23 protein-coding genes are annotated in these 25,651 nt (G+C 70.5%); 10 read left to right on the top strand and 13 right to left on the bottom strand.

What is annotated here, in order from left to right; translation table 11 throughout:
* Nucleotides 1–221 precede the first annotated feature (221 nt).
* Nucleotides 222–1,862 (bottom strand): malonate decarboxylase subunit alpha, encoded by a 1,641-nt coding sequence (gene mdcA / locus AAHM41_RS25280; protein WP_342239367.1) that lies wholly within the window; start codon nt 1,860–1,862, stop codon nt 222–224.
* Between the two features lie 132 nt (nt 1,863–1,994).
* Here mdcA and AAHM41_RS25275 point away from each other — a divergent pair, with 132 nt between their 5' ends.
* Both AAHM41_RS25275 and AAHM41_RS25270 read left to right on the top strand, forming a co-directional pair.
* Nucleotides 1,995–2,678 carry a GntR family transcriptional regulator gene (locus tag AAHM41_RS25275; RefSeq protein ID WP_342239366.1) on the top strand — a complete coding sequence of 228 codons (684 nt, stop codon included), beginning with the start codon at nt 1,995–1,997 and terminating at the stop codon, nt 2,676–2,678.
* A 50-nt stretch (nt 2,679–2,728) separates the two neighbouring features.
* The gene (locus tag AAHM41_RS25270) at nt 2,729–4,081 is read left to right on the top strand and encodes an SLC13 family permease (protein ID WP_342239365.1); all 1,353 of its coding nucleotides are present in this window, start codon (nt 2,729–2,731) and stop codon (nt 4,079–4,081) included.
* Nucleotides 4,082–4,098: 17 nt separating this feature from the next.
* Here the strand turns inward: AAHM41_RS25270 and AAHM41_RS25265 are convergent, their stop codons facing one another.
* From AAHM41_RS25265 to AAHM41_RS25210, 12 genes are all read right to left on the bottom strand, one after another.
* Nucleotides 4,099–5,067: an ABC transporter ATP-binding protein gene (locus AAHM41_RS25265; RefSeq protein WP_342239364.1), complete on the bottom strand. Its 969-nt coding sequence runs from the start codon at nt 5,065–5,067 to the stop codon at nt 4,099–4,101.
* Nucleotides 5,064–6,047 (bottom strand): ABC transporter ATP-binding protein, encoded by a 984-nt coding sequence (locus AAHM41_RS25260; protein WP_342239363.1) that lies wholly within the window; start codon nt 6,045–6,047, stop codon nt 5,064–5,066. The genes AAHM41_RS25265 and AAHM41_RS25260 overlap by 4 nt, the downstream gene beginning before the upstream one ends.
* Entirely contained in the window at nt 6,037–7,590 is a 1,554-nt protein-coding gene (locus AAHM41_RS25255) for a gamma-glutamyltransferase (RefSeq protein WP_342239362.1), read from the bottom strand. The genes AAHM41_RS25260 and AAHM41_RS25255 overlap by 11 nt, the downstream gene beginning before the upstream one ends.
* On the bottom strand, nt 7,587–8,477 hold the full coding sequence (locus tag AAHM41_RS25250; protein WP_342239361.1) for a polysaccharide deacetylase family protein: 891 nt from the start codon (nt 8,475–8,477) through the stop codon (nt 7,587–7,589). Before AAHM41_RS25250 ends, AAHM41_RS25255 begins: the two co-directional genes overlap by 4 nt.
* A 10-nt stretch (nt 8,478–8,487) precedes the next feature.
* Entirely contained in the window at nt 8,488–9,273 is a 786-nt protein-coding gene (locus AAHM41_RS25245; RefSeq protein WP_342239360.1) for an SDR family NAD(P)-dependent oxidoreductase, read from the bottom strand.
* Nucleotides 9,274–9,281: 8 nt separating this feature from the next.
* Complete coding sequence (locus AAHM41_RS25240; RefSeq protein WP_342239359.1) at nt 9,282–10,145, bottom strand: ABC transporter permease; 864 nt, start codon at nt 10,143–10,145, stop codon at nt 9,282–9,284.
* The gene (locus tag AAHM41_RS25235) at nt 10,142–11,068 is read right to left on the bottom strand and encodes an ABC transporter permease (RefSeq protein ID WP_342239358.1); all 927 of its coding nucleotides are present in this window, start codon (nt 11,066–11,068) and stop codon (nt 10,142–10,144) included. The genes AAHM41_RS25240 and AAHM41_RS25235 overlap by 4 nt, the downstream gene beginning before the upstream one ends.
* 19 nt (nt 11,069–11,087) lie before the next feature.
* On the bottom strand, nt 11,088–12,590 hold the full coding sequence (locus AAHM41_RS25230; protein ID WP_342239357.1) for an ABC transporter substrate-binding protein: 1,503 nt from the start codon (nt 12,588–12,590) through the stop codon (nt 11,088–11,090).
* 2 nt (nt 12,591–12,592) lie between these two features.
* Nucleotides 12,593–14,095, bottom strand: a complete 1,503-nt coding sequence (locus AAHM41_RS25225) for an ABC transporter substrate-binding protein (RefSeq protein ID WP_342239356.1) — start codon at nt 14,093–14,095, stop codon at nt 12,593–12,595.
* A complete protein-coding gene (locus AAHM41_RS25220; protein ID WP_342239355.1) occupies nt 14,092–14,871 on the bottom strand; it encodes a GntR family transcriptional regulator in 780 nt (259 codons plus the stop codon). The genes AAHM41_RS25225 and AAHM41_RS25220 overlap by 4 nt, the downstream gene beginning before the upstream one ends.
* A gap of 69 nt (nt 14,872–14,940) precedes the next feature.
* On the bottom strand, nt 14,941–15,948 hold the full coding sequence (locus tag AAHM41_RS25215; RefSeq protein WP_342239354.1) for a Gfo/Idh/MocA family protein: 1,008 nt from the start codon (nt 15,946–15,948) through the stop codon (nt 14,941–14,943).
* Entirely contained in the window at nt 15,945–16,922 is a 978-nt protein-coding gene (locus AAHM41_RS25210) for a Gfo/Idh/MocA family protein (RefSeq protein WP_342239353.1), read from the bottom strand. Before AAHM41_RS25210 ends, AAHM41_RS25215 begins: the two co-directional genes overlap by 4 nt.
* Nucleotides 16,923–17,007: 85 nt before the next feature.
* Between AAHM41_RS25210 and AAHM41_RS25205 the strand changes: the two genes are divergently transcribed.
* The 8 genes from AAHM41_RS25205 (at nt 17,008) to AAHM41_RS25170 (ending at nt 25,162) form a co-directional block, all read left to right on the top strand.
* Entirely contained in the window at nt 17,008–17,724 is a 717-nt protein-coding gene (locus tag AAHM41_RS25205) for a FadR/GntR family transcriptional regulator (RefSeq protein ID WP_342239352.1), read from the top strand.
* Between the two features lie 13 nt (nt 17,725–17,737).
* Nucleotides 17,738–19,321, top strand: a complete 1,584-nt coding sequence (locus tag AAHM41_RS25200) for an ABC transporter substrate-binding protein (RefSeq protein WP_342239351.1) — start codon at nt 17,738–17,740, stop codon at nt 19,319–19,321.
* A 126-nt stretch (nt 19,322–19,447) separates the two neighbouring features.
* On the top strand, nt 19,448–20,407 hold the full coding sequence (locus tag AAHM41_RS25195; protein WP_342239350.1) for an ABC transporter permease: 960 nt from the start codon (nt 19,448–19,450) through the stop codon (nt 20,405–20,407).
* A gap of 1 nt (nt 20,408) precedes the next feature.
* Complete coding sequence (locus AAHM41_RS25190; protein ID WP_342239349.1) at nt 20,409–21,293, top strand: ABC transporter permease; 885 nt, start codon at nt 20,409–20,411, stop codon at nt 21,291–21,293.
* A gap of 17 nt (nt 21,294–21,310) precedes the next feature.
* A complete protein-coding gene (locus AAHM41_RS25185) occupies nt 21,311–22,237 on the top strand; it encodes a dihydrodipicolinate synthase family protein (RefSeq protein WP_342239348.1) in 927 nt (308 codons plus the stop codon).
* Nucleotides 22,238–22,245: 8 nt separating this feature from the next.
* Complete coding sequence (locus AAHM41_RS25180) at nt 22,246–23,262, top strand: ABC transporter ATP-binding protein (RefSeq protein WP_342239347.1); 1,017 nt, start codon at nt 22,246–22,248, stop codon at nt 23,260–23,262.
* 2 nt (nt 23,263–23,264) lie between these two features.
* Entirely contained in the window at nt 23,265–24,233 is a 969-nt protein-coding gene (locus AAHM41_RS25175; protein ID WP_342239346.1) for an ABC transporter ATP-binding protein, read from the top strand.
* Nucleotides 24,230–25,162: a dihydrodipicolinate synthase family protein gene (locus AAHM41_RS25170; protein WP_342239345.1), complete on the top strand. Its 933-nt coding sequence runs from the start codon at nt 24,230–24,232 to the stop codon at nt 25,160–25,162. Before AAHM41_RS25175 ends, AAHM41_RS25170 begins: the two co-directional genes overlap by 4 nt.
* The last annotated feature ends 489 nt before the right edge of the window (nt 25,163–25,651 follow it).

Raw genomic sequence — 25,651 nt, 5'->3', positions numbered from 1 at the left:
CCGGGGGTTTTTGTGGCCCCCCCCCCCCCGGGGGGGGGGGGGGGGCTGGGGGAGGGGTCTGCGCGCGTCCGCGCGCGATTGGTCAGGGAGCCGAACTCACCGTCCGCGCCGGCCTGCAAGAATTCGGGCCGGATCTTGCCGAAGGAACCCCCTCCCCCTGGCCCCCTCCCGCGAGGGGAGGGGGGACTCAGAATGAGAGTGTCGATCTTTCCCATCGCCGGTCACCAACCGCGGAACCGGGCAGGGGGGCGGTACAGCCCGCCGGACCAGTCCACCAGGTCGTCGATCGACCGCGCCGCCAGCAGCGAGCGGTTCGCCTGCAGCCGGCTGACGCCGAGATCCTCGGGATAGGCGACGATGCCGCGGGACCGGAGGTCGGCCGTGCGCTTCGCCTCCGCCCGCCGGCCGATCTCGGTGGCGCCGGCCACCGCGGCGATGGCGGCGCGCCGCTCCTGGCCGCCCTCGGCCTTGTAGAGATAGGCGATGCCCTCCTCGGTCACGACATGGGAGACGTCGTCGCCATAGATCATCACCGGGGCGATCGGCATGCCGCTGTTGCGGCCGACCTCGACCGCGTCGAGCGTCTCGACGAAGGCCGGCACGCCGCCCGCCTTGAAGGTCTCGACCGTCTGCACCACCAGCTTGCGGCCGCGCGCGACCGGCGCCTTGGACGTCATCAGGCTGAGCCAGGCGTCGCTGGCGTGGCGGCGGCCGCGCGGGTCGTGGCCCATGTTCGGCGCGCCGCCGAACCCGGCCAGCCGGCCCAGCGTGACGGTGGAGGAGTTGCCGTCCGCGTCCATCTGCAGGGTCGAGCCGATGAACAGGTCGACGCCGTACTGCCCGGCCAGCTGGCAGAACACACGGTTCGACCGCAGGCTGCCGTCGCGGCCGACGAAGAAGATGTCCGGCCGGGCGCGGATGTAGTCCTCCATGCCGACCTCGCTGCCGAAGCAGTGGACGCTCTCGACCCAGCCGCTCTCGATCGCCGGGATCAGCGTCGGATGCGGGTTCAGCGCCCAGTTGCGGCAGATCCTGCCCTTCAGGCCAAGGCTCTCGCCATAGGTCGGCAGCAGCAGCTCCACCGCCGCGGTGTCGAAGCCGATGCCGTGGTTCAGCGAGGTGACGCCGTGCCGCTCGTAGATGCCGCGGATGATCATCATCCCCATCAGGATCTGCAGCTCGCCGATATGGCGCGGGTCGCGGGTGAACAGCGGCTCGACCGCGAAGGGCCGGTCGGCCTCGACCACGAAATCGACCCAGGAGGCGGGGATATCGACCCGCGGCAGTTCGTCGACGATCTCGTTGACCTGGGCCACCACCACGCCGTGGCGGAAGGCGGTGGCCTCGACGATGGTCGGCGTGTCCTCGGTGTTGGCGCCGGTGTAGAGGTTGCCGTGCCGGTCGGCCTTCTCGGCGCAGACCAGCGCCACCTGCGGCGTCAGGTCGACGAACATCCGGGCGTAGAGCTCGACATACGTGTAGATCGCGCCGATCTCGAGCTTGCCGTCCTCCAGCAGCTGCGCCACGCGCAGGCTCTGCGGCCCGGCGAAGGAGAAATCGACCTTGCGGGCGATGCCGCGCTCGAACAGGTCGAGATGCTCGGGCCGACCGAGGGTCGAGATCAGCAAATGCAGGTCATGGACCTTGGCGGGATCGAGTTTGGCCAGGGACCGGGACAGGAAATCGGCCTGCTTCTGGTTGTCGCCCTCGAGCGCGACGCGGTCGCCCGGCTCGATCAGCGCCGTCAGCGCGTCGCCGATCCGCTCCGGCCTCAGCACCGGGCCGTCGGCGAAGGCCGCGGCCCGCTCCAGGCGCCTCTGCTTGCGTGAGGCCAGGGTCGACCAGGTCCGTGCGGCTTCCATCGGTCTCTCCGCGGGTGGCGTATACACATACCGTTTCTGTCGCCGAATATGAATACGGAGATTGCATGTGGCAAGATGTTGGAATACGCTCGTGCCATTAAATCCAATTAACGTGCACGGGAGGCTCGCTCCTTGGCCCCTCTGGATACGCCAGCCGATGACCGCGCTTCGCTGTCGGAGCGGATCCGCCTGGCGCTGACCGACGAGATTTCCACCGGCCGCCTGCCGCCCGGGACGGTGCTGGACGAGGCGCAGCTGGCCGAGACCTACGGCGCCTCGCGGACGCCGGTGCGGGAGGCGGTGCGCCATCTGGCCGCTGCCGGGCTGGTCGAGATCCGGCCGCGCCGCGGCATCGTCGTGCTGCCGATGACGATCGAGACCCTGTCCGAGATGTTCGAGGTCACGGCCGAGATCGAGGCGATGTGCGCGCGGATGGCCACCAACCGGATGACGGCGCTGGAGCGCGGCCGGCTGATCGAGCTGCACGAGGACTCGGAGGGGTTGCTGCAGTCCGGCGACATCGCCGGCTACGATGCCTTCAACCTGGCCTTCCACGAAGGCATCTACCGCGCCACCCACAACGGCTTCCTGGTCGAGCACGCGCTGCAGTTGCGCGCCCGGCTGCTGCCGTTCCGGCGGACCCAGCTGCGCTATCCCAACCGCCTGGGCCAGTCGCGCGAGGAGCATGGCCGGATCCTGCGGGCAATGACCCGCGGCGACCCGGACGAGGCCGCCTTCGCCATGCGCGAGCACATGCTCAACGCCGGCAGCGCCCTGGCGCGCTTCCTGACATTGGAGCCGGACCGGACGGGCTGACGCCTCCGGGGACGGGGCCGCCGATAAACCAGAACGACGGGAGAGGAAACGTGTCTGCGCAGATCGCATCCATCATCGGGCTGGTGGTGATGTTCGTCATCGCCACCGCCCTGCCGATCAACATGGGCGCCCTCGGCTTCGCGCTCGCCTTCCTGGTCGGAACGGTCTCGGTCGGAATGACGGCCAACGCCATCCTGGCCGGCTTCCCGGGTGGCCTGTTCGTCACCCTGGTCGGCATCACCTATCTCTTCGCCATCGCCCAGAACAACGGCACGGTCGACTGGCTGGTGCACTACGCGGTGCGCTTGGTCGGCGGCCGGATCGCGGCCATTCCCTGGATGATGTTCGCGGTCTCCGCCCTGTTGACCGGCATCGGAGCGGTCAGCCCCGGCGCCGTCGCCATCATCGCGCCGATTGCCCTGCGCTTTGCCGCCCGCTACGGCATCAGCCCGATGCTGATGGGCCTGATGGTGGTGCACGGCGCCCAGGGCGGCGGCTTCTCGCCGATCAGCATCTATGGCGGCATCACCAATGAAGTGGTCGAAAAGGCCGGCCTGCCGGGCAACGAGATCGTGCTGTTCCTGTCCAGCCTGGCCTTTAACGCCCTGATCTCATTGGTGATCTTCTTCGTGTTCGGCGGCCATCGCCTATCGGTGCGCCGTCCGGCCGAGGATTTCGAGGGGCTGGTCGATGCCGTGCCGGCCGGCGCCTCGGTGCCGGTGCGCGGCCATGGCGGCACGCCGGCGCGGCCGGCCGGGCCGCGGCTGGGGGCGGTGCATCGCGAGGGCGACGACCATCACGTCGCGCTCGACCGCGAGCAGGCGCTGACCTTGCTGGGTCTCGCGGTGCTGGCCGTCGCGACCCTAGCGTTCGAACTGGATGTCGGACTGGTGGCGATGAGCGTCGCCGTGGTCCTGGCCCTGCTCTGCCCGCGCGGGCAGAAGGGCGCGGTCGACAAGGTCAGCTGGTCGACCGTGCTGCTGATCGGCGGCGTCATCACCTATATCGGCGTGCTGCAGAAGGCCGGCGCGGTCGACTATGTCGGCAGCGGCGTTTCGGACATGGCCATGCCGCTGCTGGGCGCGCTGCTGCTGTGCTACGTCGCCGGCGTGGTCTCGGCCTTCGCCTCCTCGGTCGCGGTGCTGGGCGCCACCATCCCGCTGGCCGTGCCGCTGTTGATGCAGGGCCATCTCGGCGTGCCCGGCATGGTAGCGGCGATCGCGATCTCGACCACCATCGTCGATGTCAGCCCGTTCTCGACCAATGGCGCGCTGGTGGTGGCCAATGCCCATGGCGTCGACCGCGACGCCTTCTTCCGGCAGATGCTGATCTACAGCGCCATCGTCGTGGTGGTCGGGCCGCTGCTGGCCTGGCTGGCGCTGGTGGTGCCGGGACTGCTGTAGCCGGCATCACGCCGCCGTCACCCCGCGCGCACCAGGCAGGCGGCCTCGGTGCCGCCATCGGCCGGGCGCAGCACCGGGCGGATGGCGGCGCAGTCCTCGACCCGGATCGGGCAGCGGCTGACGAAGGGGCAGCCGGTGGGCGTGGCCAGCGGGCTCGGCAGGTCGCCGGACAGGATGATCTTGCGGCGCTGACGCTGCGCCCGCGGGTCGGGCAGCGGGATGGCCGACAGCAGCGCCTCGGTGTAGGGGTGGCGCGGCGCCGCGAAGACGGCGTCGGTGTCGCCCTGCTCGACGATGGTGCCGAGATACATCACCGCCACCCGGTCGGCGATGTGGCGCACCACCGACAGGTCGTGGCTGATGAACAGATAGGCCAGGCCCAGCTGGTCCTGCAGCCGCACCAGCAGGTTCAGGATCTGCGAGCGGATCGAGACGTCGAGCGCCGAGACCGGCTCGTCGCAGACCAGCAGCTTCGGCGACAGCGCCAGGGCGCGGGCGATCACCACCCGCTGGCGCTGCCCGCCCGACAGCTCGTTGGGATAGCGCTGGGCATAGCCGGCCGGCAGGCCGACCAGGTCCAGCAACTCCGCCACGCGCCGACGGCATTCCGCACCGGGCGTGCCGCGGATCGCCAGCGGCTCGGCGATGCTGGCGCCGATCCGCATCTTCGGGTCCAGCGCCGCGCTCGGGTCCTGGAACACGATCTGCATGGCGCCGGCCAGGGCGCGGCGTTCGGCCGGGGCGGCATGGGTGACGTCGCGGCCCTCGAAGGCCACGGTGCCGCGCGTCGCCCGCTCCAGCCCCAGGATGGCGTAGCCGGTGGTCGACTTGCCGCAGCCGCTTTCGCCGACCAGCGCCAGGGTGCGGCCGGCCTCGAGCTCCAGCGAGATGCCGTCCACCGCCTTGACCACGGCGCCCTTGGCGGCGCCGCGGACCGGGAAATGCACCGCGAGGTCGCGGACCGAGAGGAGCGTTGCTCCGGTCATGCCAGCGCCCCCACGCGGTCGCCGTGCCAGCACGCGGCCAAGTGGCCGGCATCGCCCTGCGCCGGCTCCAGCGGCGGCGTCTCGGCGCAGCGCTCATCGGCCAGCGGGCAGCGGGTGCGGAAGCGGCAGCCCTGCGGCCAGTGCGCCGCGTCCGGCACCGCGCCGGTGATGGTCTTCAGCTCCTCGCGGCGCGGGCCGTCCAGCCGCGGCATGGTGGCCAGCAGCAGCTTGGTGTAGGGATGAGCCGGGGCGTCGAAGATGGCGTCGACCGGCCCGCTCTCGACCACCGTGCCGCCATACATCACCGCCACCCGGTTGGCCATGTCGGCGACCACGCCCATGTCGTGGGTGATCAGCAGGATGGCGCTGCCGGCCTCGGCCCGCAGCGACTTCAGCAGGTCCAGGATCTGCGCCTGGATGGTGACGTCCAGCGCCGTGGTCGGCTCGTCGGCGATCAGGATCTCCGGCCGGCAGATCAGGGCCGAGGCGATCATCACGCGCTGGCACATGCCGCCCGACAGCTCGAACGGGAACTGCCCGGCCCGACGCTCCGGATCGGCGATGCCGACCCGCGCCAGCATGGCCACGGCCTCGGCCCGTGCAGTGGCGGCCGACGCGCCGCGATGCAGCCGCAGGCTCTCCGCCACCTGGTCGCCGACCCGGACCAGCGGGTTCAGCGACGCCACCGGCTCCTGGAAGATCACCGACACCCGGTTGCCGCGCAGGTCGCGCAGCGAAGCCTCGTCCAGCGCCAGCAGGTCGGTGCCCTCCATGGCGACGGTGCCGCCGGCGACGCGCGCGGCGGCCGGCAGCAGACGCAGCACCGACAGGGCGGTCAGGCTCTTTCCGCAGCCGCTTTCGCCGACCAGGGCCAGCACCTCGCCGCGGCGGATCGACAGCGACACCCCGTCGACCACGGACCGGCCGCCGATCGCGACCCGCAGCCCGTCGATGGCGAGAAGGGGCGCTTCAGCCGGCATCGGCCGGCCCTCCGACCGCGACGCCGGACCAGGGGCTGGTCGGATGCGCCATGCCGACCGCCTCTCCGGTCTCCGGATCGCGCGCGGAGGCCGAGGCGATGGCGAAATTCACCGGATACAGCGTGTCCTCGACGATCTGCACCGGGAAGTCGCGGGCCACGGCGGCGGCGGCGTCCGGCGCTGCGGCCGCATTCACCTTGATGGTCGGGGTGCTGGCGTCGACCCGCGGCGTGTGGAACGCCTCTTCCAGCGTCATGCCGTAATCGACGACGTAGGAGATCAGCTGCAGCAGGGCCGGGAAGATCGACCGGCCGCCGGCGGCGCCGATCGCCAGCGTCGGCCGGCCGTCGCGGCCGAGGATCAGCGGGCACATATTCGCCAGCGGCTGGGCGCCCCCGGCCATTGAGTTGGGCTGGCCCGGCCGCGGGTCGAACCACATCATGCCGTTGTTCATCAGGATGCCCGCGCGGGGCAGCACCACCTTCGACCCGAAGCGCGAGAGCAGGGTGTTGGTCAGCGAGACCATGTTGCCCTGCGCATCGACCACGCTGACATGGCTGGTGCAGCCGGGGTCGCGGGAGAGGCCCGCATGGCCCAGGCCGGTCAGCCGGCGGCGATAGGCCTCGCGCGCCGCCCGGGCATAGGCCAGCGCCGCCCGCGCATCAGGCCGGTCGCCCCAGCCGGTCCGCGGGGCCAGCAGGTCCAGCGCCTCCAGCAGGCTCGGCCCGCCGCTCAGCCCCGGCATGGCCCACACCTGCCGATCGCGATAACCGCCGCACAGCGGCTCGGCCCAGCGCGGCCGGTAGGCGGCGAGGTCGGCGGCGGTGATGCGCGACCCGGCCTCGGCCAGGTCGGCCGCCAGGTCCCGCGCGGTCTCACCTTCGTAGAAGTCGCGGGCGCCTTCCTGCGCCAGCCGGCGCAGCATCCGGGCCTTGGCCGGCATCGGGCGATGCTTTCCTTCGGCCGCCTTCGGGGCCTGGCCGTTCTCCAGCAGCAACGCGGCGGTGGGGGCGAAGCGGGCCAGCGCATCGGCCTCGATCGAGATGCAGAAGGCCGCGTACCAGTCGATCTCCAGCCCGCGCTCGGCATGGTCGATGGCCGGTTCCAGCGCCTCGGCCCAGCCGATGCTGCCGAAGCGTTCCAGCGCCACGGCCAGGCCGGCGACCGCGCCGGGGACGCAGATCGAGGGGCCGCCGATCAGGTTGCGGTCCTCGACCACCGACGGCCACTGGAACCAGTTGCCGGTGTCGGCCCCCGCCAGCGGATAGTCGGCCGGGTCCAGCGCCGCCGGGGCCCGGACGTTGAAGTCCAGTGCCGAGACCGCACCGCTCAAGCCATCGGCATGCAGCAGGAAGCCGCCGCCGCCGATGCCGGACAGCCAGGGCTCGACCACGCTCAGCACCAGCGCCGCGACCACCGCCGCATCCATGGCGTTGCCGCCGCGGGCCAGCACCGCCGCGCCGGCCTCGGCCGCGTAACGGTGCTGGGCGGCGACGAGGCCGTGGCGGCTGCGGATCTCGGTCTTGCGCGACGCCAGATTCATGCTTTGCGCCCGAAGCGCCGCGGCTCGACCGGGCCGGGGATGGCGGAGGCGGCGACGAAGCGCCCGGCATTGGCCGAGCCGGCGTGATACGCCGCCACCTCGCCGACCGTGGCGACCCAGACTCCGGGCGCGGCGGTGATCCGCTCCAGCAGGCGCTCCAGCAGCCGCAGCCGCTGGGCGCGGCCGGAGATCCAGTCATGGACGGTCAGCATGAACAGGCCGTTCAGGCGGCGCAGGCCTTCCCACTCGTCCAGCCAGCCCTCCAGGATCGGCCCCGGCGCCTCGGGCGGCCACTGGTCGGTGCCGCCGCCGGAGAATTTGAAGAACACGGCGTCGTCGATCGCCCATTGCACCGGCACCTCGACCACGCCGTCGATCTCATAGGGGTGGTCGGCGCCGGCCAGCGAGCTGTCCCAGAAGCCGTGCCGGCGGATCTCCGCCAGCATGTGCGGCGTCATCTCCCAGGCCGGCGACCGGAAGCCCTTCGGCACCGCGCCGGTCTGGCGCCGGAACACCTCGATCGCCGCCTCCAGCGCGCCAGTGAACTCGGCGTCGCTGCTCTGCGCCACGATCTCGTGGAAGAAGCCGTGCAGGCCGATCTCGTGGCCACGCTCCAGGAAGGCCGGCAGCAGCTCGGGGTTGGCCTCGGCCACCGCGCCGGGCACGAAGAAGCTGCCCTTGACGCCGAAGCGGTCGAGCAGGTCGAGCAGCCGCCAGATGCCGAGGCGCGGGCCGAAGCGCCGCTGCTCCAGCTGGCCCAGAGACCGCGTCGCCTCCGGCGCCCGCTGCTGCCAGAGATAGGGCGAATCCGCGTCGACATCGACGGTGAAGCAGAAGGCGCTGTCGCGGCCTTCCGGCCATTGGTAGCGCGGCCAGGGCTGGACCATCGGACTTCTCCTAGAGCGGCGACTTCTTGGCCTGGTAGACGGCCATCGACCCGATCGAGTTGCCGCCGTCGACCGTCATGGTGGACCCGGTCATGTAGGCGGCGGCCTCGCTGGCCAGGAACAGCACGGCATTGCCGACATCGGCGGCGGAGGACGGCCGGCCGAGCGGGATCGACCCGCTGGTCGCCTCGACATGCTCCTCGGTCAGAAGGCTGACCTTGCTGCCGGCGATGAAGCCGGGTTCGACCGCGTTGATCCGGATGCCGAACTCCGCCAGCTCCAGCGCGAAGCCCTTGGTCAGCCGGTCCAGCGCGGCCTTGGACACGCAGTAGGGCACCACGGTCCGGCGCATCTTGCGCGAGGCGCCGGAGGAGATGTTGATGATGCTGCCCGGGACCTTGGCGGCGATCATCTGCTTCGCCAGGGCGCGGGTCAGCAGGAAGGGCGCGCGCAGGTTGACGTCGAAGATCCGGTCCCATTCCTCGACATCGATGTCGAGCAGGAAGCCGCTGGGATAGACCCCGGCATTGTTGACCAGGATGTCCGCCGTGCCCCAGCGCAGGGCGATCTCGGCGGCGAGGCCGTCGATCGCGGTCTCCTGGCGCAGGTCGGCTGCATGGGCGAAGCGGTCGCCCTTGAGGTTCATGGCCAGGCGGTCGAGGTCGGGCTCCGAGGTGTCGGTCAGGCACAGGCTGGCGCCGGCCTCGGCGAAGGCGGCGGCGATCCAGCTGCCCACCACGCCGCAGGCGCCGGTCACCACCACGCGCTTGCCGTTCAGATCGCTCGGAATGTTCATGGGACTCCTCATCGGCTGTGGGGGTCGAGACGGTCGCGCAGCGCGTCGCCGATCAGGTTGGCGGCGAGCACCAGGAGGAACAGGCAGAGCCCGGGAAACGTCGCGATCCACCAGGCGGTGGCGACATAGTTGCGGCCGGTCGACAGCATCGCGCCCCAGCTCGCGGTCGGCGGCTGCACGCCGAGGCCCAGGAAGGACAGCCCGGCCTCGAACAGCACCATCAGCCCGAACTCCAGCGTCGCCACCACGGTCACGGCGCCCAGGATGTTCGGCAGGATGTGGCGGAACAGCACGCGCAGCGGTCCGGCGCCCATGAAGGCCGACAGTCGGACATAGGGCCGGCCGGCGATCGACAGCGTCTGGCCATAGGCGACGCGGGCGTAGCGCGGCCAGCGTGTCAGGGCCAGCACCAGGATGACGTTCAAGAGGCCGGGGCCGACCACGGCGACGGTGATGATCGCCAGCAGGATCGCCGGCACCGACAGGAACACGTCGACCACCCGCATCACCACCATCTCGACGGGGCCGCGCAGATAGCCCGCGAGCATGCCGAGCACGGTGCCGACGATGCCGGAGATCAGCACCGACAGCACGGCGACCAAGAGCGAGACCCGGGCGCCCCAGACCAGGCGGCTCAGCAGGTCGCGGCCGAGCTCGTCGCTGCCCAGCAGGTAGTGCACGTTGCGGGCGACGGTGCCGGGCGGCTTGAGCCGGCCCAGCAGGTTCTGGGCGTTCGGGTCGTAGGGCGCCACCAGCGGCGCCAGCACCGCGGCCAGGGCGAACAGCACCAGCAGGATGATGAAGGGCAGGGCCCGCCGCAGCGGCCGCCGGGCAGCCGGAGCCGGAGAGGTCGTCTCGACGGCGGCGCTCATCGGGCGTTCCCCAGCCGGATGCGTGGGTCGACGGCGGTGTAGAGGAGGTCGGTCAGCAGGTTCAACGCGACGGTGACGAAGGACCCCAGCAGCACCACCCCCTGCACGATCGGGAAGTCGCGGGCCAGGATCGACTGCACCGTCAGCTGGCCGAGCCCCGGCCAGGCGAACACCGTCTCCACGATCACCGCGCCGGCCAGCAGGTTCGAGATTTCCAGCCCGGCGACGGTGATGATCGGGATCGACGCGTTGCGGGCCAGGTGGCGCAGCAGCAGGCGCACGGTGCCGGCGCCGCGGGCGCGGGCGGTGCGGACATAGTCCTTCGACAGCTCCTCCAGCAGCGCCGTGCGCGTCACCCGGGCGAAGGTCGCCATGCTGAGCAGGCCCAGCGCCACCGACGGCATCACCAGATGGTCGATCCCGCCGGTGGAGGAGGGCGGCAGCCAGCCCAGCGTCACGGCGAAGACCAGGATCATCAGGATGCCGCTCCAGAAGGTCGGCATGCTCTGCGCCGCCAGCACCAGCCCGGCCAGCAGCCGGGCCACCCAGCGGTCGCGCCAGAGGGCCAGCGCCACCCCGACCGGGATGCCGATTCCGCAGGCCACCAGCAGCGCCCCGGCCGCCAGCGCCAGGGTGTAGGGCAGGCGCGAGGCGATGATGTCCAGGACCGGCACGGTCTGCACCACCGACCGGCCGAGGTCGAAGCGCGCGATCTCGCCCAGGAAGGACAAGTACTGGATCCAGAGCGGCCGGTCGAAGCCCAGCGCGTGGCGCAGCGCCTCGATATCCGCCTGGGTGGCGGTGTCCGGCACCAGCAGATAGGTCGGGTCGCCGGTCAGGCGCTGCAGGAAGAAGATCAGCGTCGCCACGCCGAAGATCGTCAGCAGCGCTTGGCCAATGCGGCGGAGCAGAAAGGCGGTCATGCCGGGTGCCGGTCCTCGGTCATTCCGACCAGGACATGCGGTTCAGGAACAGGCTTTCGTTCGGCGTCGGCGTCCATTGCAGCGGATTGGCGGCGCCGTAGATCGCCACGGTCTGGAACAGCGGCACCACCGGGATCTCCTTGGCGATGAAGGTGCTGACCTTGCGGTAGTCGGTCAGCCGCTTGTCGCTGTCCAGCGTCGCCCGGGCGTCGTCCAGCCAGGCATCGAGCTCCTTGCTCTCGACAATGGTCCAGGGATTGCCGGAATGGAACAGCTGGTACAGCGCCCCGTCCGCGTCCTGGCAGGCGCAGGAGGACCGGCTGACAGCCAGGGCCGGGCCGCCCTGGGCGCCCTGCTGGATCAGCTTCAGGAAGGTCGGGGTGTCGACCAGCTTGATGCTGGCGTCGAAACCGACATCCGCCAGCTCCTGCTGGATGGCCTGGACCACCCGCTGGTCGAAGAAGGCGCCGGTGGCGATCTCGACCTTGGGCGATCCCCCAGCCTCGGCGACCAGGGCCTTGGCCTTGTCCGGGTCGTAGGGCAGGCCGGGGATGTCGTCGAACCAGCCGAAATGCGCCGGCGTCAGCATCTGTCCGATCGGCTTGTCCAGGCCGCCGAGGATGCCCTCGGTGATGCCCTCCTTGTCGACGGCATAAGCCACGGCCTGGCGCAGCCGCAGGTCGTCGAAGGGCGGCTTCGTCGGATTCAGGCGCAGATAGGCCAGGCGCTCGGTCAGGGTGTGGAGCCGCTTGCCTCGGCCCGAGGCCTCGAGCTGGCCGGCCAGGTCGGAATCGAGCGACACCGCCAGGTCGGCGCTGCCGGCCTGGATGTCGGCCAGCCGGGTGGCGGCGTCGGGCACCGCCCGGAACACCGCGGTCGCGAACGGCCCCTTCTGGCCCCAATAGGCGTCATTGCGGGTCAGGGTGACGGCGACGCCGCGCTGCCAGCTGTCGAACTTGTACGGGCCGCTGCCGACCGGCTTCAGGTTGAAGGCGTCGTTGCCGACCGCCTCGACCACATGCTTCGGCACGATCGACAGCTTCACCAACTGCGCCAGCAGCGCCGGGTAGGGGCCGGCGAGGGTCAGCACGACGCTGTGCGGCCCCGTCGCCTCGGCCTTCACGATCTTGTCGAACTGGCCCTGCTGCGGGCTGGCGAGCTTCGGGTCGATGATCCGGCGGACGCTGAAGGCGATATCCTCCGGCGTCAGCGGGCTGCCGTCATGGAAGGTGACGCCGTCGCGGATCTCGAACTCGACCTGGGTGTCGGACAGCACCTTCCACGCCGTCGCGATCTGCGGGACGATCTGCCCCTTGTCGTCTCGGGTGACCAGGTTGTCGAAGATGTTGCGGTAGACGTAATAGCTGTCCGGGTTCCACTGCAGCTGCGGGTCCAGCGTCGACGGCTCGTTGACCAGGTCGACCACGAAGCGGTCCTTGGCCTCCGCCGGGGCCGGGAGGGCCAGGGCGGAGGCCAGGACCAGCGCCGCGCCCAGCAGGGCGGGCTTGAACGGGATCGCCATAGTCAGTCCGTCCAGGACATGCGGTTCAGAAACAGGCTCTCATTCGGCGTCGGCTGCCAGTTCAGCCCCTTGGCGGCGCCGTAGATGATGGCGGCCTGGTACAGCGGCAGCGCCGGCACCTCGGTGGCGACGATCTCGTTGACCTTGGCGTAGCGGTCGAAGCGGGTGGCGTCGTCCAGGGTCGAGCGCGCCTCGACCAGCAGCTTGTCGACCTCGGCGTTGCGGTAGTTCGACCAGGCGCTGCTGCTGTGCAGCAAGGGGAACAGCACGCCGTCGGCATCCTGGCAGGCGCAGGACCAGCGGCCGAAGGTGATGCTCGCGCCTTCCTGCGGCTTGCCCTGCGACCGCTTCAGATAGCTGGCCATGTCGGTCATCGTGATCTTCACGTTGATGCCGACCTCCGTCAGCTGCTGCTGCACCGCCTGGACGATGCGCTGGTCGTAGACCGGGGCGGTGGACAGCTCGGCCTCGGCCTTTGCCGCGTCGCCGGCCTCGGCGACCAGCGCCTTGGCCTTCTCCGGATCGTAGGGGAAGCCCTCGATGCCCTCGGTCCAGCCGACATGGGCGGGGGTCAGCAGCTCCGCCACCGGCTTGTCGTAGCCGCCGAGGATGCCCTCGGTCAGCCCCTCCTTGTCGATGGCATAGGCCACGGCCTGGCGCAGCTTGGGGTTGTCGAAGGGCGGCTTCAGCGGGTTCAGTCGCAGGTAGGCGACGCGCTCGGTCAGCACCACCAGCGGCTTGACCTTGTCCGAGCCCTGGATCTGCGCGGCCAGGTCGCTGTCGAGGGTGACGACGAGATCGGCGGTGCCGGCCTGCAGGTCGGCGACGCGGGTGGCGGCGTCCGGCACGGCGCGGAACACCGCGGTCTGGAACGGCCCCTTCTGGCCCCAATAGGCGTCGTTGCGGGTCAGGGTGACGGCGACGCCGCGCTGCCAGCCCTCGAACTTATACGGGCCGCTGCCGACCGGCTTCTGGTTGAAGGCGTCGTTGCCCACGGCCTCGACCACGTGCTTCGGCACGACCGACAGCTTCACCAGCTGGGCAAGAAGGGCGGGGTAGGGGCCGTCGGTCTTGATGCGGACCGTGGTCGGGCCGGTCGCCTCGGCGCCGGTGATCTTGTTGAACTGGCCCAGCTGCGGGCTGGCGAATTTCGGGTCGGTGATGCGGCGGACGCTGAAGGCGACGTCCTCCGCCGTCAGCTTCTGCCCGTCATGGAAGGTGATGTCGTCGCGGATCTGGAACTCGATCTCGGTGTCCGAGAGGTATTTCCAGGATGTGGCGACCTGCGGGACGATCTCGCCCTTGTCGTCGCGGGTGACCAGGTTGTCGAAGACGTTGCGGTAGACGTAGTAGCTGTCCGGGTTCCACTGCAGCTGCGGGTCCAGCGAGGACGGCTCGTTCACCAGGTCGACGGTGAGGCGGTCCTTGGCCATGGCCGGCGCTGCCAGCGTCAAAAGCGAGACCGCCAGGGCGGCGCCGAGCCAGCCGTTTCCGATCCGTGTCATGTGATGTCCCCCTGTTGTGATGGCCGATCCGGTCGTGCCATGCGCGCCGTCGGCCTGGTTTGTCGCTGGCGCCTGCCGCTCCCCGCCACGTCGAGGGACGAGGACAGGGAGAACAGGGCGTCGGTGGCGAAGTCCTGGAAGGCCGCGATCGCGGCCGCGATCTCTCGTCGCGCCGCCTCGGCGTCGCCGGCGGCGAGCGCGGCGATCAGCGGCTCACGCTCGATCGGCCGATGGTGCCGTCCGGCGAGATCGAAGAAGGCCGTGACCCGGTCCGCCTGGTTCCATGCCTGGTCCAGCCAGGTTCCGACCAGCCCGCCGGCCTGGGCGGCCAGCTGGTCCAGGATCTGGCGGTCGGTGGCGCGCGAGGTGACCAGGGCCTGGTGGTCCTCGCGCCCCTGCAGCGCAGCCCCCATGCGGGTCATCGCGGTCAGCCGGGCGGCGGCGTCGGGCGGCAGCCGGAGGTCGGCCAGGGCGGGCTCGACCGCCTTGCGGGCGCGGATCACGTCGCCGATCAGCGCGCCGGTGACCGGCGCCACCCGCCAGCCGCGGCGCGGCTCGACCGCGACCAGCCCTTCTGCGGCCAGGGTGACGAGGGCGGTGCGGACGGCGGCGCGGCCCAGGCCGAAGCTCTTGGCGAGATCTGGCTCCGAACAATCGGCGCCCGGTCGCAGCTCGCACTCGATCACGGCCCGACGAAGACGCTTCAGGGCGAAGGCCGCCTTCGGCTCGGCGCCGGGCGCCCGAACCTGGGCAAAGGGCGAGGATGGATCGTACATGCCCGGTAGCGTGGCATTGTACGTGACATCTCACAAGACGAATCTGAGATTTTACACTGCCATCTGGAATTAGGAATTTGCTTCAGGGGCGGCTGGCAGCGCCACTTCGCGGCGGGACTGTTCGGACTGCAGGGCCGCCTCGATGCAGGCGATGAGATGGCGGGCATAGGCACCATCCGCCGGGTTCGGCGCAGCGCCCTGGATCAGGGCCAGCATCGCCTGCCATTCGCGCTCGACCGCGCGCTGCGCCCAGTCCGGCTCGATCGAGTGCGGCACCGGGGTCCAGGTGCCGCCCCGGCCGATCGCGACGCCCTGGTCGAAATCGAGGCGCAGGGTCCCGGCCTCGCAGACCAGGTCCATGGCGAAGCCGACGCCGCCGTCGCGGTAGCCGATGCTCGCCACCTGGCTGATCCGCCCATCGGCGAAGCGCAGCAGCATCAGCGCCGTGTCGTCGGCCTCCTGGTCGTGGAAATGGGTGCCGGCCATGGCCGAGACCGCCGCCACCGGGCCGTCCATCAGCCAGACCAGCCGGTCGAGCGCGTGGATCCCCGCGGTCAGCAGCATGCCGCCGCCGGTCTTCGGTGACAGGTGCCAGGGCTGGCGATTTGCCTCCATCCACAGCTTGATCAGCCAACTGCTGCCGAGCACCGGGCGGCCGATGTCGCCGCCCGCGATGATCTCGCGGGCGGCGAGGCAAGGCAGGGCGAAATGCATGACGTGCCCGACCATCAGATGGATTCCGGCTTCGGCCACCGCGGCGTTGATCGCGTCGCATTCGGCGACGGTCGGCGCCATCGGCTTCTCCAGCAGGATGTGCTTGCCCGCCTGCGCCGCGGCGATCGCCATCTCGGCGTGTAGGTGATGCGGCGTGGCGATCAGCACCACGTCGACCGCCGGGTCGTCGAGCAGCGCCTGCCAATGGGCATGGGCGTTGCCGCCATGCTCCCGTGCGAAGGCTCGGGCGGCGTCGATGTCCTGGCGGCAGACCGCCGCGACCCGCGCGCCCGGCACGGCGACGAGGGCTCGCGCATGGATCGCACCGAAAAAGCCGGCGCCGATGATGCCGATGCCGGTCATGTTGCGGCCTCCTCGTAAGCCCGGTCGATCAGGCGCATGGCCTGCAGATAGTCCGCGATCCCGACCGCCGGCGCCACGCCGCGCACCAGGCGGTCCAGTGTGTCGGCCATGAAGGCCTTGTACCGGTCCGCCGGCGGGACCGGGGCCAGGTCGCGCACCCGCCCGTCGTCGAGCGTGGCGACGCGGCAGCTGTCGCCGCGGTCGAGCAGATAGGCGTTGCGGGCCGAGACCCGCCATTCGAAATCGCCGCCCGGCGCCATTGAGGCATAGGTGTAGCCCGCCTCGACCGTCGCGATCATGCCGTCCGGCGCCCGCAGGGTGACGATCGCGTATTCCTCGACCGCCTCGCCATGCAGGCGCCGGTCGACCGAGGCCGAGACGACGGTCAGCCCGGCGCCGCCGGCCAGGGCCAGCGCGGCGTCGATGCCGTGGATGCCGAGATTGCGCAGTGCCCCACCGCCGCCGATCGCCGGGTCCAGCACCCAGGGAACCGCATCCAGCCGGTAGCGCTCGGGCGGGCCGTTCACGATCCGGAACTGGGCGTGCGAGACCGGGCCGAGCCGCCCGGCGCCGCGCAGTGCCTCGATCTCGGCCCAGATCGGGCCGCAGCGGTTGGGCAGGGGGACGGCGACGAACAGGCCGCGGCGCTGTGCTGCTTCGGCCAGCGGCTCGAGGGCTGCTGTCGACACCGCCGCCGGCTTCTCCAGCACGATCGGCAGGCTGGCCTCGATGCAGGCCAGGGCCAGCGCCGGCACCCTGTCCGGCCGGCCCATCACAACGGTCAGGTCGGGCCGCGCCGCGATCAGCGCTGCGATTGTAGGCTCATGGGGCACCCCGTGCTCCGCGGCGAATCCGGCCGCGACCGCCGGATCCGGATCCCAGGCGGCGACGACTTCCGCGCCCGCCGCACGGGCCGCTTCCAGATGCATGCCGGCATGCCAATGCCCCACGCCCGCCAACGCCACCCGGGCCATCTCATCCTCCCTCTCGGCTTATGGCCTTGACAGATATCCTACAAGTCGGCAACCATCAAGCCATGCTGATCCGGGGATGCCGCCGATGAAGGAGATCAAGCCGCTCGCCCGGCCGCCCTTGCTGCATGTCTCGGTGCAGGAGAGCCTGAAGAGCTACATCGACGACAACGCCCTGGCCCCCGGTGCGCCGCTGCCGCCGGAGAACGATCTGGCGCAGCAACTCGGGGTCAGCCGCAACTCCGTCCGCGAGGCGATCAAGGCGCTGGAATCGCTCGGCATCCTGGAGACGCGGCGCGGCATCGGCGTGTTCGTCAAGGCCTTCTCGTTCGAACCGCTGCTGGCCAACCTGGCCTATGGCCTGGGCGGCGCGCTGCGCGAGGTCGAGGAGGTGCTGGAGATCCGCCGCGTGCTGGAGGTCGGGCTGATCGGCAAGACCATCGCGCTGATCGGCGAGGCGGACCTGGCGGAGCTGAAGGACACGGTCGAGCGCATGCGCCGCCGGGCCGAGCGGAACGAGAGCTTCGCCGAGGAGGACCAGCAGTTCCACACCCTGCTGTTCCGCTGCCAGAACAACCGCATGCTGACGAGCCTGATCGATGTGTTCTGGATGGCCTTCTACAAGGCGTCCGACTTCGTGAACCTGGCCAATGCCGATCCGATGGCGACCTGGCGGGACCATCAGGAGATCTACGCTGCGATCGAGGCGCGCGACGGGGCCGCGGCCCGCAGCCGGCTCGACCAGCACTATGACGGGATCGCCCGTCTCCTCGCGACCCGGAAGGGCGCGAAAGCAGAAAACTGACAGGGAGGATAAGATGAGATTCAGGATGCTGGCATCCGCGCTGGCGCTTGCCGCCGCCATGGCTTGGGCGCCGGGCGGCACGACGCCCGCCGTGGCGCAGGAGCCATCGACGATCACCGGCGGGTTCGATGTCGGCCCGGGCGGCTTCCAGGGCAACTTCAACCCGCTGTCCGCCACCGGCGGCTTCACCTGGCTCAGCCTCTATTTCGAGCCGCTGGTGATCAACGACGACAAGCTGGAGAGCATCGTCGGCGACCTGGCGTCGAGCTACGAGGTCAGCGCCGACAAGCTGCAATACACCTTCAAGCTGGCCGACGCGAAATGGCATGACGGCCAGCCCTTCACCTCGGCCGATGTGAAGTTCACCATCGACACGGCGAAGAACGGCGCCACCGGCACGGTGTTCACGGCCCGCCTCGGCGCCATCGCCTCGGTCGAGACGCCGGACGCGAGGACCGCGGTGCTGAAGCTGTCGGCGCCGAATGCCGGCCTGCTGGCGACGCTGACCCAGCTGATGATGCTGCCGCAGCACGCGCTGAAGGACATCCCGTCGGATTCGCTGGCCAAGCATGAATGGTGGTCGAAGTCGCCGATCGGCACCGGCCCCTACAAGTTCTCGCGTTACGTCATTGACCAGTATGTCGAGCTGGCGGCCAACCCGGACTACCGCGGCGGCAAGCCGGCGACCGACCGGATCATCAACCGCTACTTCGCCAACACCGCGGCGGCGGTGGCGGCGCTGCGCTCCGGCGAGATCGCCTTCAGCTATGTCGAGGCCGACGACGTCGCGACCTTCCAGGGCAACGATGGCTTCAAGGTGATCGAGGGCAACTCTTTCGTGGTGAACTACCTGGGCTTCAACCAGGAGGTGCCGCTGTGGAAGGACGTGCGCGTGCGCCAGGCGGTGATGCACGCGATCAACCGCGATGCGATAGTGCAGAGCCTGTACAAGGGCGCTGCCGAGATCGCCAATTGCGGCTATGTCGCCGACCACCTGCTGCCCCCGGGCATCGACAGCTACGCCTATGATCCGGAGAAGGCGAAGCAGCTGCTGGCCGAGGCCGGCTGGGACCAGATCAACGGCAGCAAGCCGATCCCGCTCTTGACCTACTACAACACGCCGCTGGCCTCGAACGTGCTGGCCGCGGTGCAGGCGATGCTGGCGCAGGTGGGCATCAACGTGGTGCCGCGGGCGGTCGACACGCCGACCTACAACGCCACCATCTACGCCCAGAACCCCGACTGGTCGCAGTTCCCGCTGGTCTATGCCGGGCTGCAGAACGGGCCGGACCCGAGCGCCATCAACATCGGGCTGAACGAGAAGCAGATCCCGCCGGCCGGCGCCAACTTCCTGCGCATCCGCATGCCGGAGGTCACTTCCGCCTTCGACGCCGCGCTGAACGAGACCGACGACGCCAAGCGGCCGGAACGCTACCAGGCCGTGTGCAAGGCGATGAACGCCAACCTGCCCTGGGCCACCATGTGGGTGGCCAAGCGCTACGGTGTTGCTTCCACCAAGCTGAGGGACTTCGTCTGGACCCCGGCCCCGGCCGGCGGCCCCTTCGCCGCCCATCCTGAGAAGTGGGCGATTGAGTAGGTCGTCATTGCGAGCGCAGCGAAGCAATCCAGGGCCGTTTGCTGTGGCCCCTGGATTGCTTCGTCGGCTTCGCCTCCTCGCAATGACGGCTTTTTTACTAGAGAGGCGGTCCGGTCAGGACAGCACATGCTGAATTTCTGCCTTCGTCGCCTCGCGGTCGGGGTCGGGATGATGATCGCCCTCAGCCTGCTGATCTTCATCCTGCTCCGGCTCGCGCCCGGCGACCCGATCGACGCCTACATCAACCCGAATGTGGCGATGTCGCAGGAGGAGATGGCCGCGGTGCGCGCCCGTCTCGGCCTCGACCAGCCGCTGCCGGTGCAGTACCTGGCCTGGCTGGGCGGGGCGCTGCGCGGCGATCTCGGCTTCTCGCTGCAGCGCAACGGCGAAACCGTGCTGGGGCTGGTCGCCGAGCGGATCGGCCCGACCCTGCTGCTGATGGGGACAGGGCTGGCGATCGCCATCGTCGTCGGCATCGGCGCCGGCATCATCGGCGCCGTCCGGCGCAACTCGGCGACCGATCTCGGCCTGTCGGTCGCCGCCTTCCTCGGCATCTCCAGCCCGGCCTTCCTGACCGCGCTGGTCGGCCTCTACGTCTTCTCCGTGCTGCTGCGCTGGGCGCCCTCCGGCGGCATGCTGACCCCCGGCGCACCGTTCTCGCTGGGCGACCTGGTCAGCCACCTGATCCTGCCGGCCCTCTTGCTCTCGATCGGCCATGCCGCGCTGATCATGCGCTACATGCGCGCCTCGCTCCTGGAGGTGCTGAACCAGGACTATGTCCGCTCCGCCCGCGCCAAGGGGGTCAAGGAGTTCTGGGTCATCGTGAAGCACGCGCTGCGCAACGCGCTGCTGCCGGTCGTCACCCTGATCGGGTCGACCATCGGCATCGCGGTCGGCGGCGCCATCTTCCTCGAAAGCGTCTTCAACTGGCCGGGCATGGGCCTGCTGCTGGTCAGCGCGGTGGAGACCCGCGACTATCCGGTGATCATGGGCGCGACCCTCGTGGTCGGCGCCTGCGTGATCCTGGCCAACCTGCTCACCGACATCGCCTATGCGGCGATCGACCCGCGGATCCAGGTGGCCTGACATGACGGTCGTCGAAACCTCCCGCTCCCGCGGCGGCAACGGCCCGCTGGCCCGCGCCTTCCGCCGCTTCGCCGCCAACGGCGCGGCGCTGGCCGGCCTCGCCATCCTGGTGCCGATGCTGGTGCTGATCGTCTGCTATCCGCTGATCCTCGGCCACAAGCCGAACGACATCGACCTGCTGGCCCTCAACAAGGGACCCAGCGCGGCACACTGGCTCGGCACCGACGGCGTCGGCCGCGACATCCTGGCCCGGGTGCTGCAGGGCGGGCGCATCTCGCTGCTGGTCGCCGTGGTCTCGGTCGCGATCTCGGTGGTGATCGGCTTCCTGGTCGGCTCGGTCTCGGCCATGGCCGGGCGCTTCACCGATGCCGCGATCATGCGCTTCGTCGACCTCGCCATGACCCTGCCGCCGGTGATCTCGCTCTTGGTCCTGGCCTCGATCACCGGCGCCGGCATCGTGCCGACCATCATCGTCATCTCGCTGCTGTCCTGGCCGGTGCTGGCGCGCATGGTGCGGGCCCGGCTGATGGAGCTGCGCGAGCGCGACTTCGTGGTGGCGTCGCGCGGCATGGGGGCCGGCCTCGGCCACCTGCTGTGGCGCCACGGCCTGCCGAACTCGATCGACATCCTGGTCGTCTACGCCACGCTGCAGATCGCCGCCGCCATCCTGCTCGAGGCCGGCCTGTCCTTCCTCGGCCTCGGCGTGCCGCCGCCGGAGGCGAGCTGGGGCAACATGCTGAACGCCGCCCGCAGCACCGTGGTGCTGGAGCAATACCCCTGGCAGTGGCTGTTCCCGGGCGCCGCCCTGGTGATCACCGTGCTCGCCATCAACTTCGTCGGCGACGGACTGCGCGACGCCTTCGATCCCCGTTCCGAACTCAACTGACCGAAAAGTCCTTCATCATGGCATCTGCCCCAGCCTTCCAGGGCGTCGTCCCGCCCGTCGTCACCCCGCTGACCGCGGATTTCCAGGTCGACTATCCGTCCTTCACCCGCGTGCTCGAGCATCTTATCGGCGGCGGCGTGCACGGCCTGTTCGTGCTCGGCTCCACCAGCGAGGTGGTGTTCCATGACGAAGCGACGCGGCGGCGGATCCTGGAGCATGCGGTCAAGGTCGCGAACGGCCGCGTGCCCGTGCTGGCCGGGGTGATCGACCCGACCACCGACCGCGTCATCGGCCATGCCAAGGTGGCGCAGTCGATCGGCGTCGACGCCGTGGTGGTGACGGCGCCGTTCTACGCCCGCACCAGCGCGCCCGAGGTGGTCGACCATTTCCGCTATATCCGCGAGGCGATCGACGTCCCGGTCATCGCCTACGACATTCCGGTCTGCGTCCACGTCAAGCTCGACCGGGCGAGCGTGGTGACCCTCGCCCGCGAGGGCACCATCGCCGGACTGAAGGATTCCAGCGGCGACGACGGCAATTTCCGCTTCGCCCTGATGGACCTGGCCGACCGGCCGGAGATCGCGATGATGACGGGGTCGGAGATCGTCTGCGACTCCGCCTTGGCCGCCGGCGCCCACGGCATCGTGCCCGGCCTCGCCAATGTCGACCCGCATGGCTATGTCCGCCTCTACGACCTGTGCCGCAAGGGCGACTGGGCGACGGCGCGGGCGGAGCAGGAGCGGCTGTGCCGGCTGTTCGAGATCGTCTGGGTCAGCCTGCCGCGCACCAGCGCCGGGTCAGCTGGCGTCGGCGGCTTCAAGACTGCGATGCGCCGCCTCGGCATCATCGACACCAACGTCATGGCCCGGCCGCAGCGGGCGCTGAACGACGCCGAGGCCGCGAAGGTCGAGGCGATCCTGAAGGCGACCGGCCTCTTGGCCTGAGGATCCTGATGGTAGAGGCTCAGCACCCCATCCTCGACGTCCAGGGGCTGCGGACAGTGTTCCGCATCCGTGGCCGCGAGGTGACCGCGGTGGCGGATCTCGACCTCGCCATCGGCGCGGCGGAGACGGTCGCGCTGGTCGGCGAGTCCGGCTCCGGCAAGTCGGTGACGAGCCTCTCCATCATGGGGCTGCTGCCGGCCAAGGCCGGGCGCGTCGCTGCGGGGTCGATCCGGTTCCGCGGCAAGGATGGGCAGGGCAGGGACCTGGCAACGCTGGACGGGGAGGCGCGGCGCCGGATCCGGGGCAACGACATCGGCATGGTGTTCCAGGAGCCGATGACCAGCCTGAACCCGGTCTACACCATCGGCGACCAGATCGCGGAGCCGGTTCGCATCCATCTCGGCCGCGACCGCCGGACGGCCTGGGCCGCGGCGGTCGATCTCCTCGACAGCGTCGGCATCCCCGACCCGAAGCGGCGGGCGGCGCAGTATCCGCACGAGCTGTCGGGCGGCATGCGCCAGCGCGCCACCATCGCCATGGCGCTGGCCTGCGACCCGACGCTGCTGCTGGCCGATGAGCCGACGACGGCGCTCGACGTCACCATCCAGGCGCAGATCCTCGACCTGCTGCGCCGGCTGCAGGACCAGCGCGGCATGGGGGTGCTGTTCGTGACCCACAATCTCGGCGTGGTGGCCGAGATCGCCCATCGCGTGGCGGTGATGTATGCCGGCCGGATCGTCGAGACCGGGCCGGTGCGCGAGGTGTTCCGGCACCCGCGCCACCCCTACACCATCGGCCTGCTCGCCTCGGTGCCGAAGCTGGGCGAGGCGACGCGGCTGAAGGCGGCGGGGCAGAAACTGGCCACCATCCCGGGCACGGTGCCCAGCCTGGCCGCCATGCCGCCGGGCTGCGCCTTCGCCACCCGCTGCCCGCATGTGGTCGAGGCCTGCCGAGCGGCGGTGCCGGCACCGGCCGAGGTCGGCCCCGGCCACACCAGCCGCTGCATCCGCTGGCAGGAGCTCTGACCATGGCCGATCCGCTTCTCGCCGTGCGCGGCCTGGCCAAGCATTTCGGCCCCGGCACCTTCGGCCGCGGCCCGCTGGTGCGCGCGCTCGACGACATCAATTTCGAGGTCGGCCGCGGCGAGGTGGTCGGCCTGGTCGGCGAATCCGGCTCGGGCAAGACCACGATCGGCCGGTCGGTGCTGCGGCTGATCGAACCGACCGCCGGGGAGGTCGTGTTCGACGGCCAGGACCTGACCAAACTGTCCAGCGGCGAGATGCGCCGGCAGCGGCGGCGGATGCAGTACATCTTCCAGGACCCCTTCGCCAGCCTGTCGCCGCGCATGACGATCGGCGAGATCCTGACCGAGGGCCTGGCGATCCAGGGCATCGGCACCGGCCGCGAGCGGCTGGCCAAGGCGCGGGCGGCGTTGGAGGCGGTGGAGCTGCCGGCCGACGCGGTCGAGCGCTACGCCCATGAGTTCTCCGGCGGCCAGCGCCAGCGCATCGGCATCGCCCGGGCCCTGGCGCTGGAGCCGGAGTTCCTGGTGGCGGACGAGCCGGTCTCGGCGCTCGACGTCTCGGTGCAGGCGCAGATCGTCAACCTGCTGCGCGACCTGCAGCTGCGCCTCGGCCTGACCATGCTGTTCATCTCCCACGACCTCGCGGTGGTGGAATACATCTGCGACCGGGTGATCGTGCTGTATCTCGGCCGGATCATGGAGATCGCGCCGAGCGAGCGGCTCTACGCCGCGCCGAAGCACCCCTACACCCGGGCGCTGCTGTCGGCGATCCCGGAGCCGGACCCCGACCGGCCGCGCCAACGCCAGATCCTGAAGGGCGACATCCCCAGCCCGGCCAACCCGCCCTCGGGCTGCGTCTTCCGCACCCGCTGCCCGCACGCGGTCGAGGCCTGCGCCCGCCAGGTGCCGGTGCTGGAGGAGGTGGAGCCCGGCCACTTCAAGGCCTGCATCCGCCAGGATGTCAGCCGATGACCGGGAGGGACGACGTGCTGCGCGGCAACTGGGCGACGCTGCTGCTGCCGATCGCGGCCGACGAGAGCATCGATTTCGGCCGGCTGGCGGAGGAGATCGACCTGCTGGTCGCGGCGCGGGTCGACGGCATCTACTCCAACGGCACCGCGGGCGAGCTGCACAACCAGACCGAGGCGGAATACGCCGCGATCCAGAGGCTGCTGGCCGAGCGATGCCGGGCCGCCGGGATGCCCTTCGTCATCGGCGCCTGCCAGCCGGACCCGAGCCTGGCGCGCGAGCGGGTGAAGCTGGCACGGGACCTCGGGCCGGCGGCGATCCAGGTGGTGCTGCCGGATTGGTGGCCGGTGACCGAGCCGGAGGCGCTGGATTTCCTCGAGCTGATGGCCGAGGCGGCCGGCGGGGTGCCGCTGATCCTCTACAACCCGCCGCACGCCAAGCGCGTGCTGGCGCCGGACGAGCTCGGCCGGCTGGTCCGGGCCGTGCCGGCGGTGGCCGGGATCAAGCTCGCCGATGGCGACGACGCCTGGTATGCGGCGGCGAAGCAGCATCTGTCCGGCACCGCGCTGTTCGTGCCGGGGCACCACCTCGCCACCGGCATGAGGCACAGCATCGCCGCCGGCGCCTTCTCCAACGTCGCCTGCCTCAGCCCGGCGGGGGCGCAGGCCTGGACCGACCGGATGGCGAGCGATCTGGAGGCGGCGCTCGACCTTGAACGCCGGATCCGCCGCTTCATGGACGAGCACGTCGTGCCGTTCCGGGCCGAGCACGGCTACTCCAACGCCGCGCTCGACAAGCTGCTGGCGGCGATCGGCGGCTGGGGCCCGGTCGGCACCCGGCTGCGGCGCCCCTATCGCTGGATCGACGAGGCCGAGGCCGAACGCCTCCGTCCGGTGGCGCGGTCGATGATGCCGGAGCTGTTCGCGGCTTAGCCGAGACGTTCTCTGCCGACCGGCGCTGTCCCGTTGCCTCTCCCGCAAGCGAGAGCTTTTCGGAATACCGCCGCTTGGACCGGCCCATCCCTTCTATCCTCCCCCTCCCCTTGCGGGAGGGGGGAAGGGGGAGGGGTTTGGCGCCGATGGAATCGACGTTGAGCGTCACCACCAGCCCCGCAGAAATCCTGGCCGATTCCACGCCGGCTTCCGTCATCGACACTCCCTCCCCCTGCCCCCTCCCGCGAGGGGTGGGGGAGAGTGGAAGGCAGGCGTCGGTTCGAGTGATCGATTCTGAAAAGGTCTCGCTTGCGGGGGAGGCCACGCGCACAGATCCGGCCACGGCGACCGGTCTTCCGGTCGGCCGTGCCGGTGGATGTGGGCGGGCATCTGCAGGTGGCGTGTTGCGCTCGTCGTCCTGCGGCGGCATTCGGCCCGTCCGGCGCCGGCTGATCAGGGCGGCCCGCGGGGGCGGAGCGGGATCGGGTG

This window comes from Inquilinus sp. OTU3971, assembly GCF_038440215.1.
Note: the sequence above shows the minus strand (reverse complement) of the source record. Positions and strands in the feature narration are given on the sequence as shown.

Bases quoted from the DNA above. Each gene is read 5' to 3' on its own strand.
- mdcA (WP_342239367.1), bottom strand. From the start codon at position 1,862: ATGGAAGCCGCACGGACCTGGTCGACCCTGGCCTCACGCAAGCAGAGG.
- AAHM41_RS25265 (WP_342239364.1), bottom strand. From the start codon at position 5,067: ATGACCGGAGCAACGCTCCTCTCGGTCCGCGACCTCGCGGTGCATTTC.
- AAHM41_RS25260 (WP_342239363.1), bottom strand. From the start codon at position 6,047: ATGCCGGCTGAAGCGCCCCTTCTCGCCATCGACGGGCTGCGGGTCGCG.
- AAHM41_RS25255 (WP_342239362.1), bottom strand. From the start codon at position 7,590: ATGAATCTGGCGTCGCGCAAGACCGAGATCCGCAGCCGCCACGGCCTC.
- AAHM41_RS25250 (WP_342239361.1), bottom strand. From the start codon at position 8,477: ATGGTCCAGCCCTGGCCGCGCTACCAATGGCCGGAAGGCCGCGACAGC.
- AAHM41_RS25245 (WP_342239360.1), bottom strand. From the start codon at position 9,273: ATGAACATTCCGAGCGATCTGAACGGCAAGCGCGTGGTGGTGACCGGC.
- AAHM41_RS25240 (WP_342239359.1), bottom strand. From the start codon at position 10,145: ATGAGCGCCGCCGTCGAGACGACCTCTCCGGCTCCGGCTGCCCGGCGG.
- AAHM41_RS25235 (WP_342239358.1), bottom strand. From the start codon at position 11,068: ATGACCGCCTTTCTGCTCCGCCGCATTGGCCAAGCGCTGCTGACGATC.
- AAHM41_RS25230 (WP_342239357.1), bottom strand. From the start codon at position 12,590: ATGGCGATCCCGTTCAAGCCCGCCCTGCTGGGCGCGGCGCTGGTCCTG.
- AAHM41_RS25225 (WP_342239356.1), bottom strand. From the start codon at position 14,095: ATGACACGGATCGGAAACGGCTGGCTCGGCGCCGCCCTGGCGGTCTCG.
- AAHM41_RS25220 (WP_342239355.1), bottom strand. From the start codon at position 14,871: ATGTACGATCCATCCTCGCCCTTTGCCCAGGTTCGGGCGCCCGGCGCC.
- AAHM41_RS25215 (WP_342239354.1), bottom strand. From the start codon at position 15,948: ATGACCGGCATCGGCATCATCGGCGCCGGCTTTTTCGGTGCGATCCAT.
- AAHM41_RS25210 (WP_342239353.1), bottom strand. From the start codon at position 16,922: ATGGCCCGGGTGGCGTTGGCGGGCGTGGGGCATTGGCATGCCGGCATG.
- AAHM41_RS25205 (WP_342239352.1), top strand. From the start codon at position 17,008: ATGAAGGAGATCAAGCCGCTCGCCCGGCCGCCCTTGCTGCATGTCTCG.
- AAHM41_RS25200 (WP_342239351.1), top strand. From the start codon at position 17,738: ATGAGATTCAGGATGCTGGCATCCGCGCTGGCGCTTGCCGCCGCCATG.
- AAHM41_RS25195 (WP_342239350.1), top strand. From the start codon at position 19,448: ATGCTGAATTTCTGCCTTCGTCGCCTCGCGGTCGGGGTCGGGATGATG.
- AAHM41_RS25190 (WP_342239349.1), top strand. From the start codon at position 20,409: ATGACGGTCGTCGAAACCTCCCGCTCCCGCGGCGGCAACGGCCCGCTG.
- AAHM41_RS25185 (WP_342239348.1), top strand. From the start codon at position 21,311: ATGGCATCTGCCCCAGCCTTCCAGGGCGTCGTCCCGCCCGTCGTCACC.
- AAHM41_RS25180 (WP_342239347.1), top strand. From the start codon at position 22,246: ATGGTAGAGGCTCAGCACCCCATCCTCGACGTCCAGGGGCTGCGGACA.
- AAHM41_RS25175 (WP_342239346.1), top strand. From the start codon at position 23,265: ATGGCCGATCCGCTTCTCGCCGTGCGCGGCCTGGCCAAGCATTTCGGC.
- AAHM41_RS25170 (WP_342239345.1), top strand. From the start codon at position 24,230: ATGACCGGGAGGGACGACGTGCTGCGCGGCAACTGGGCGACGCTGCTG.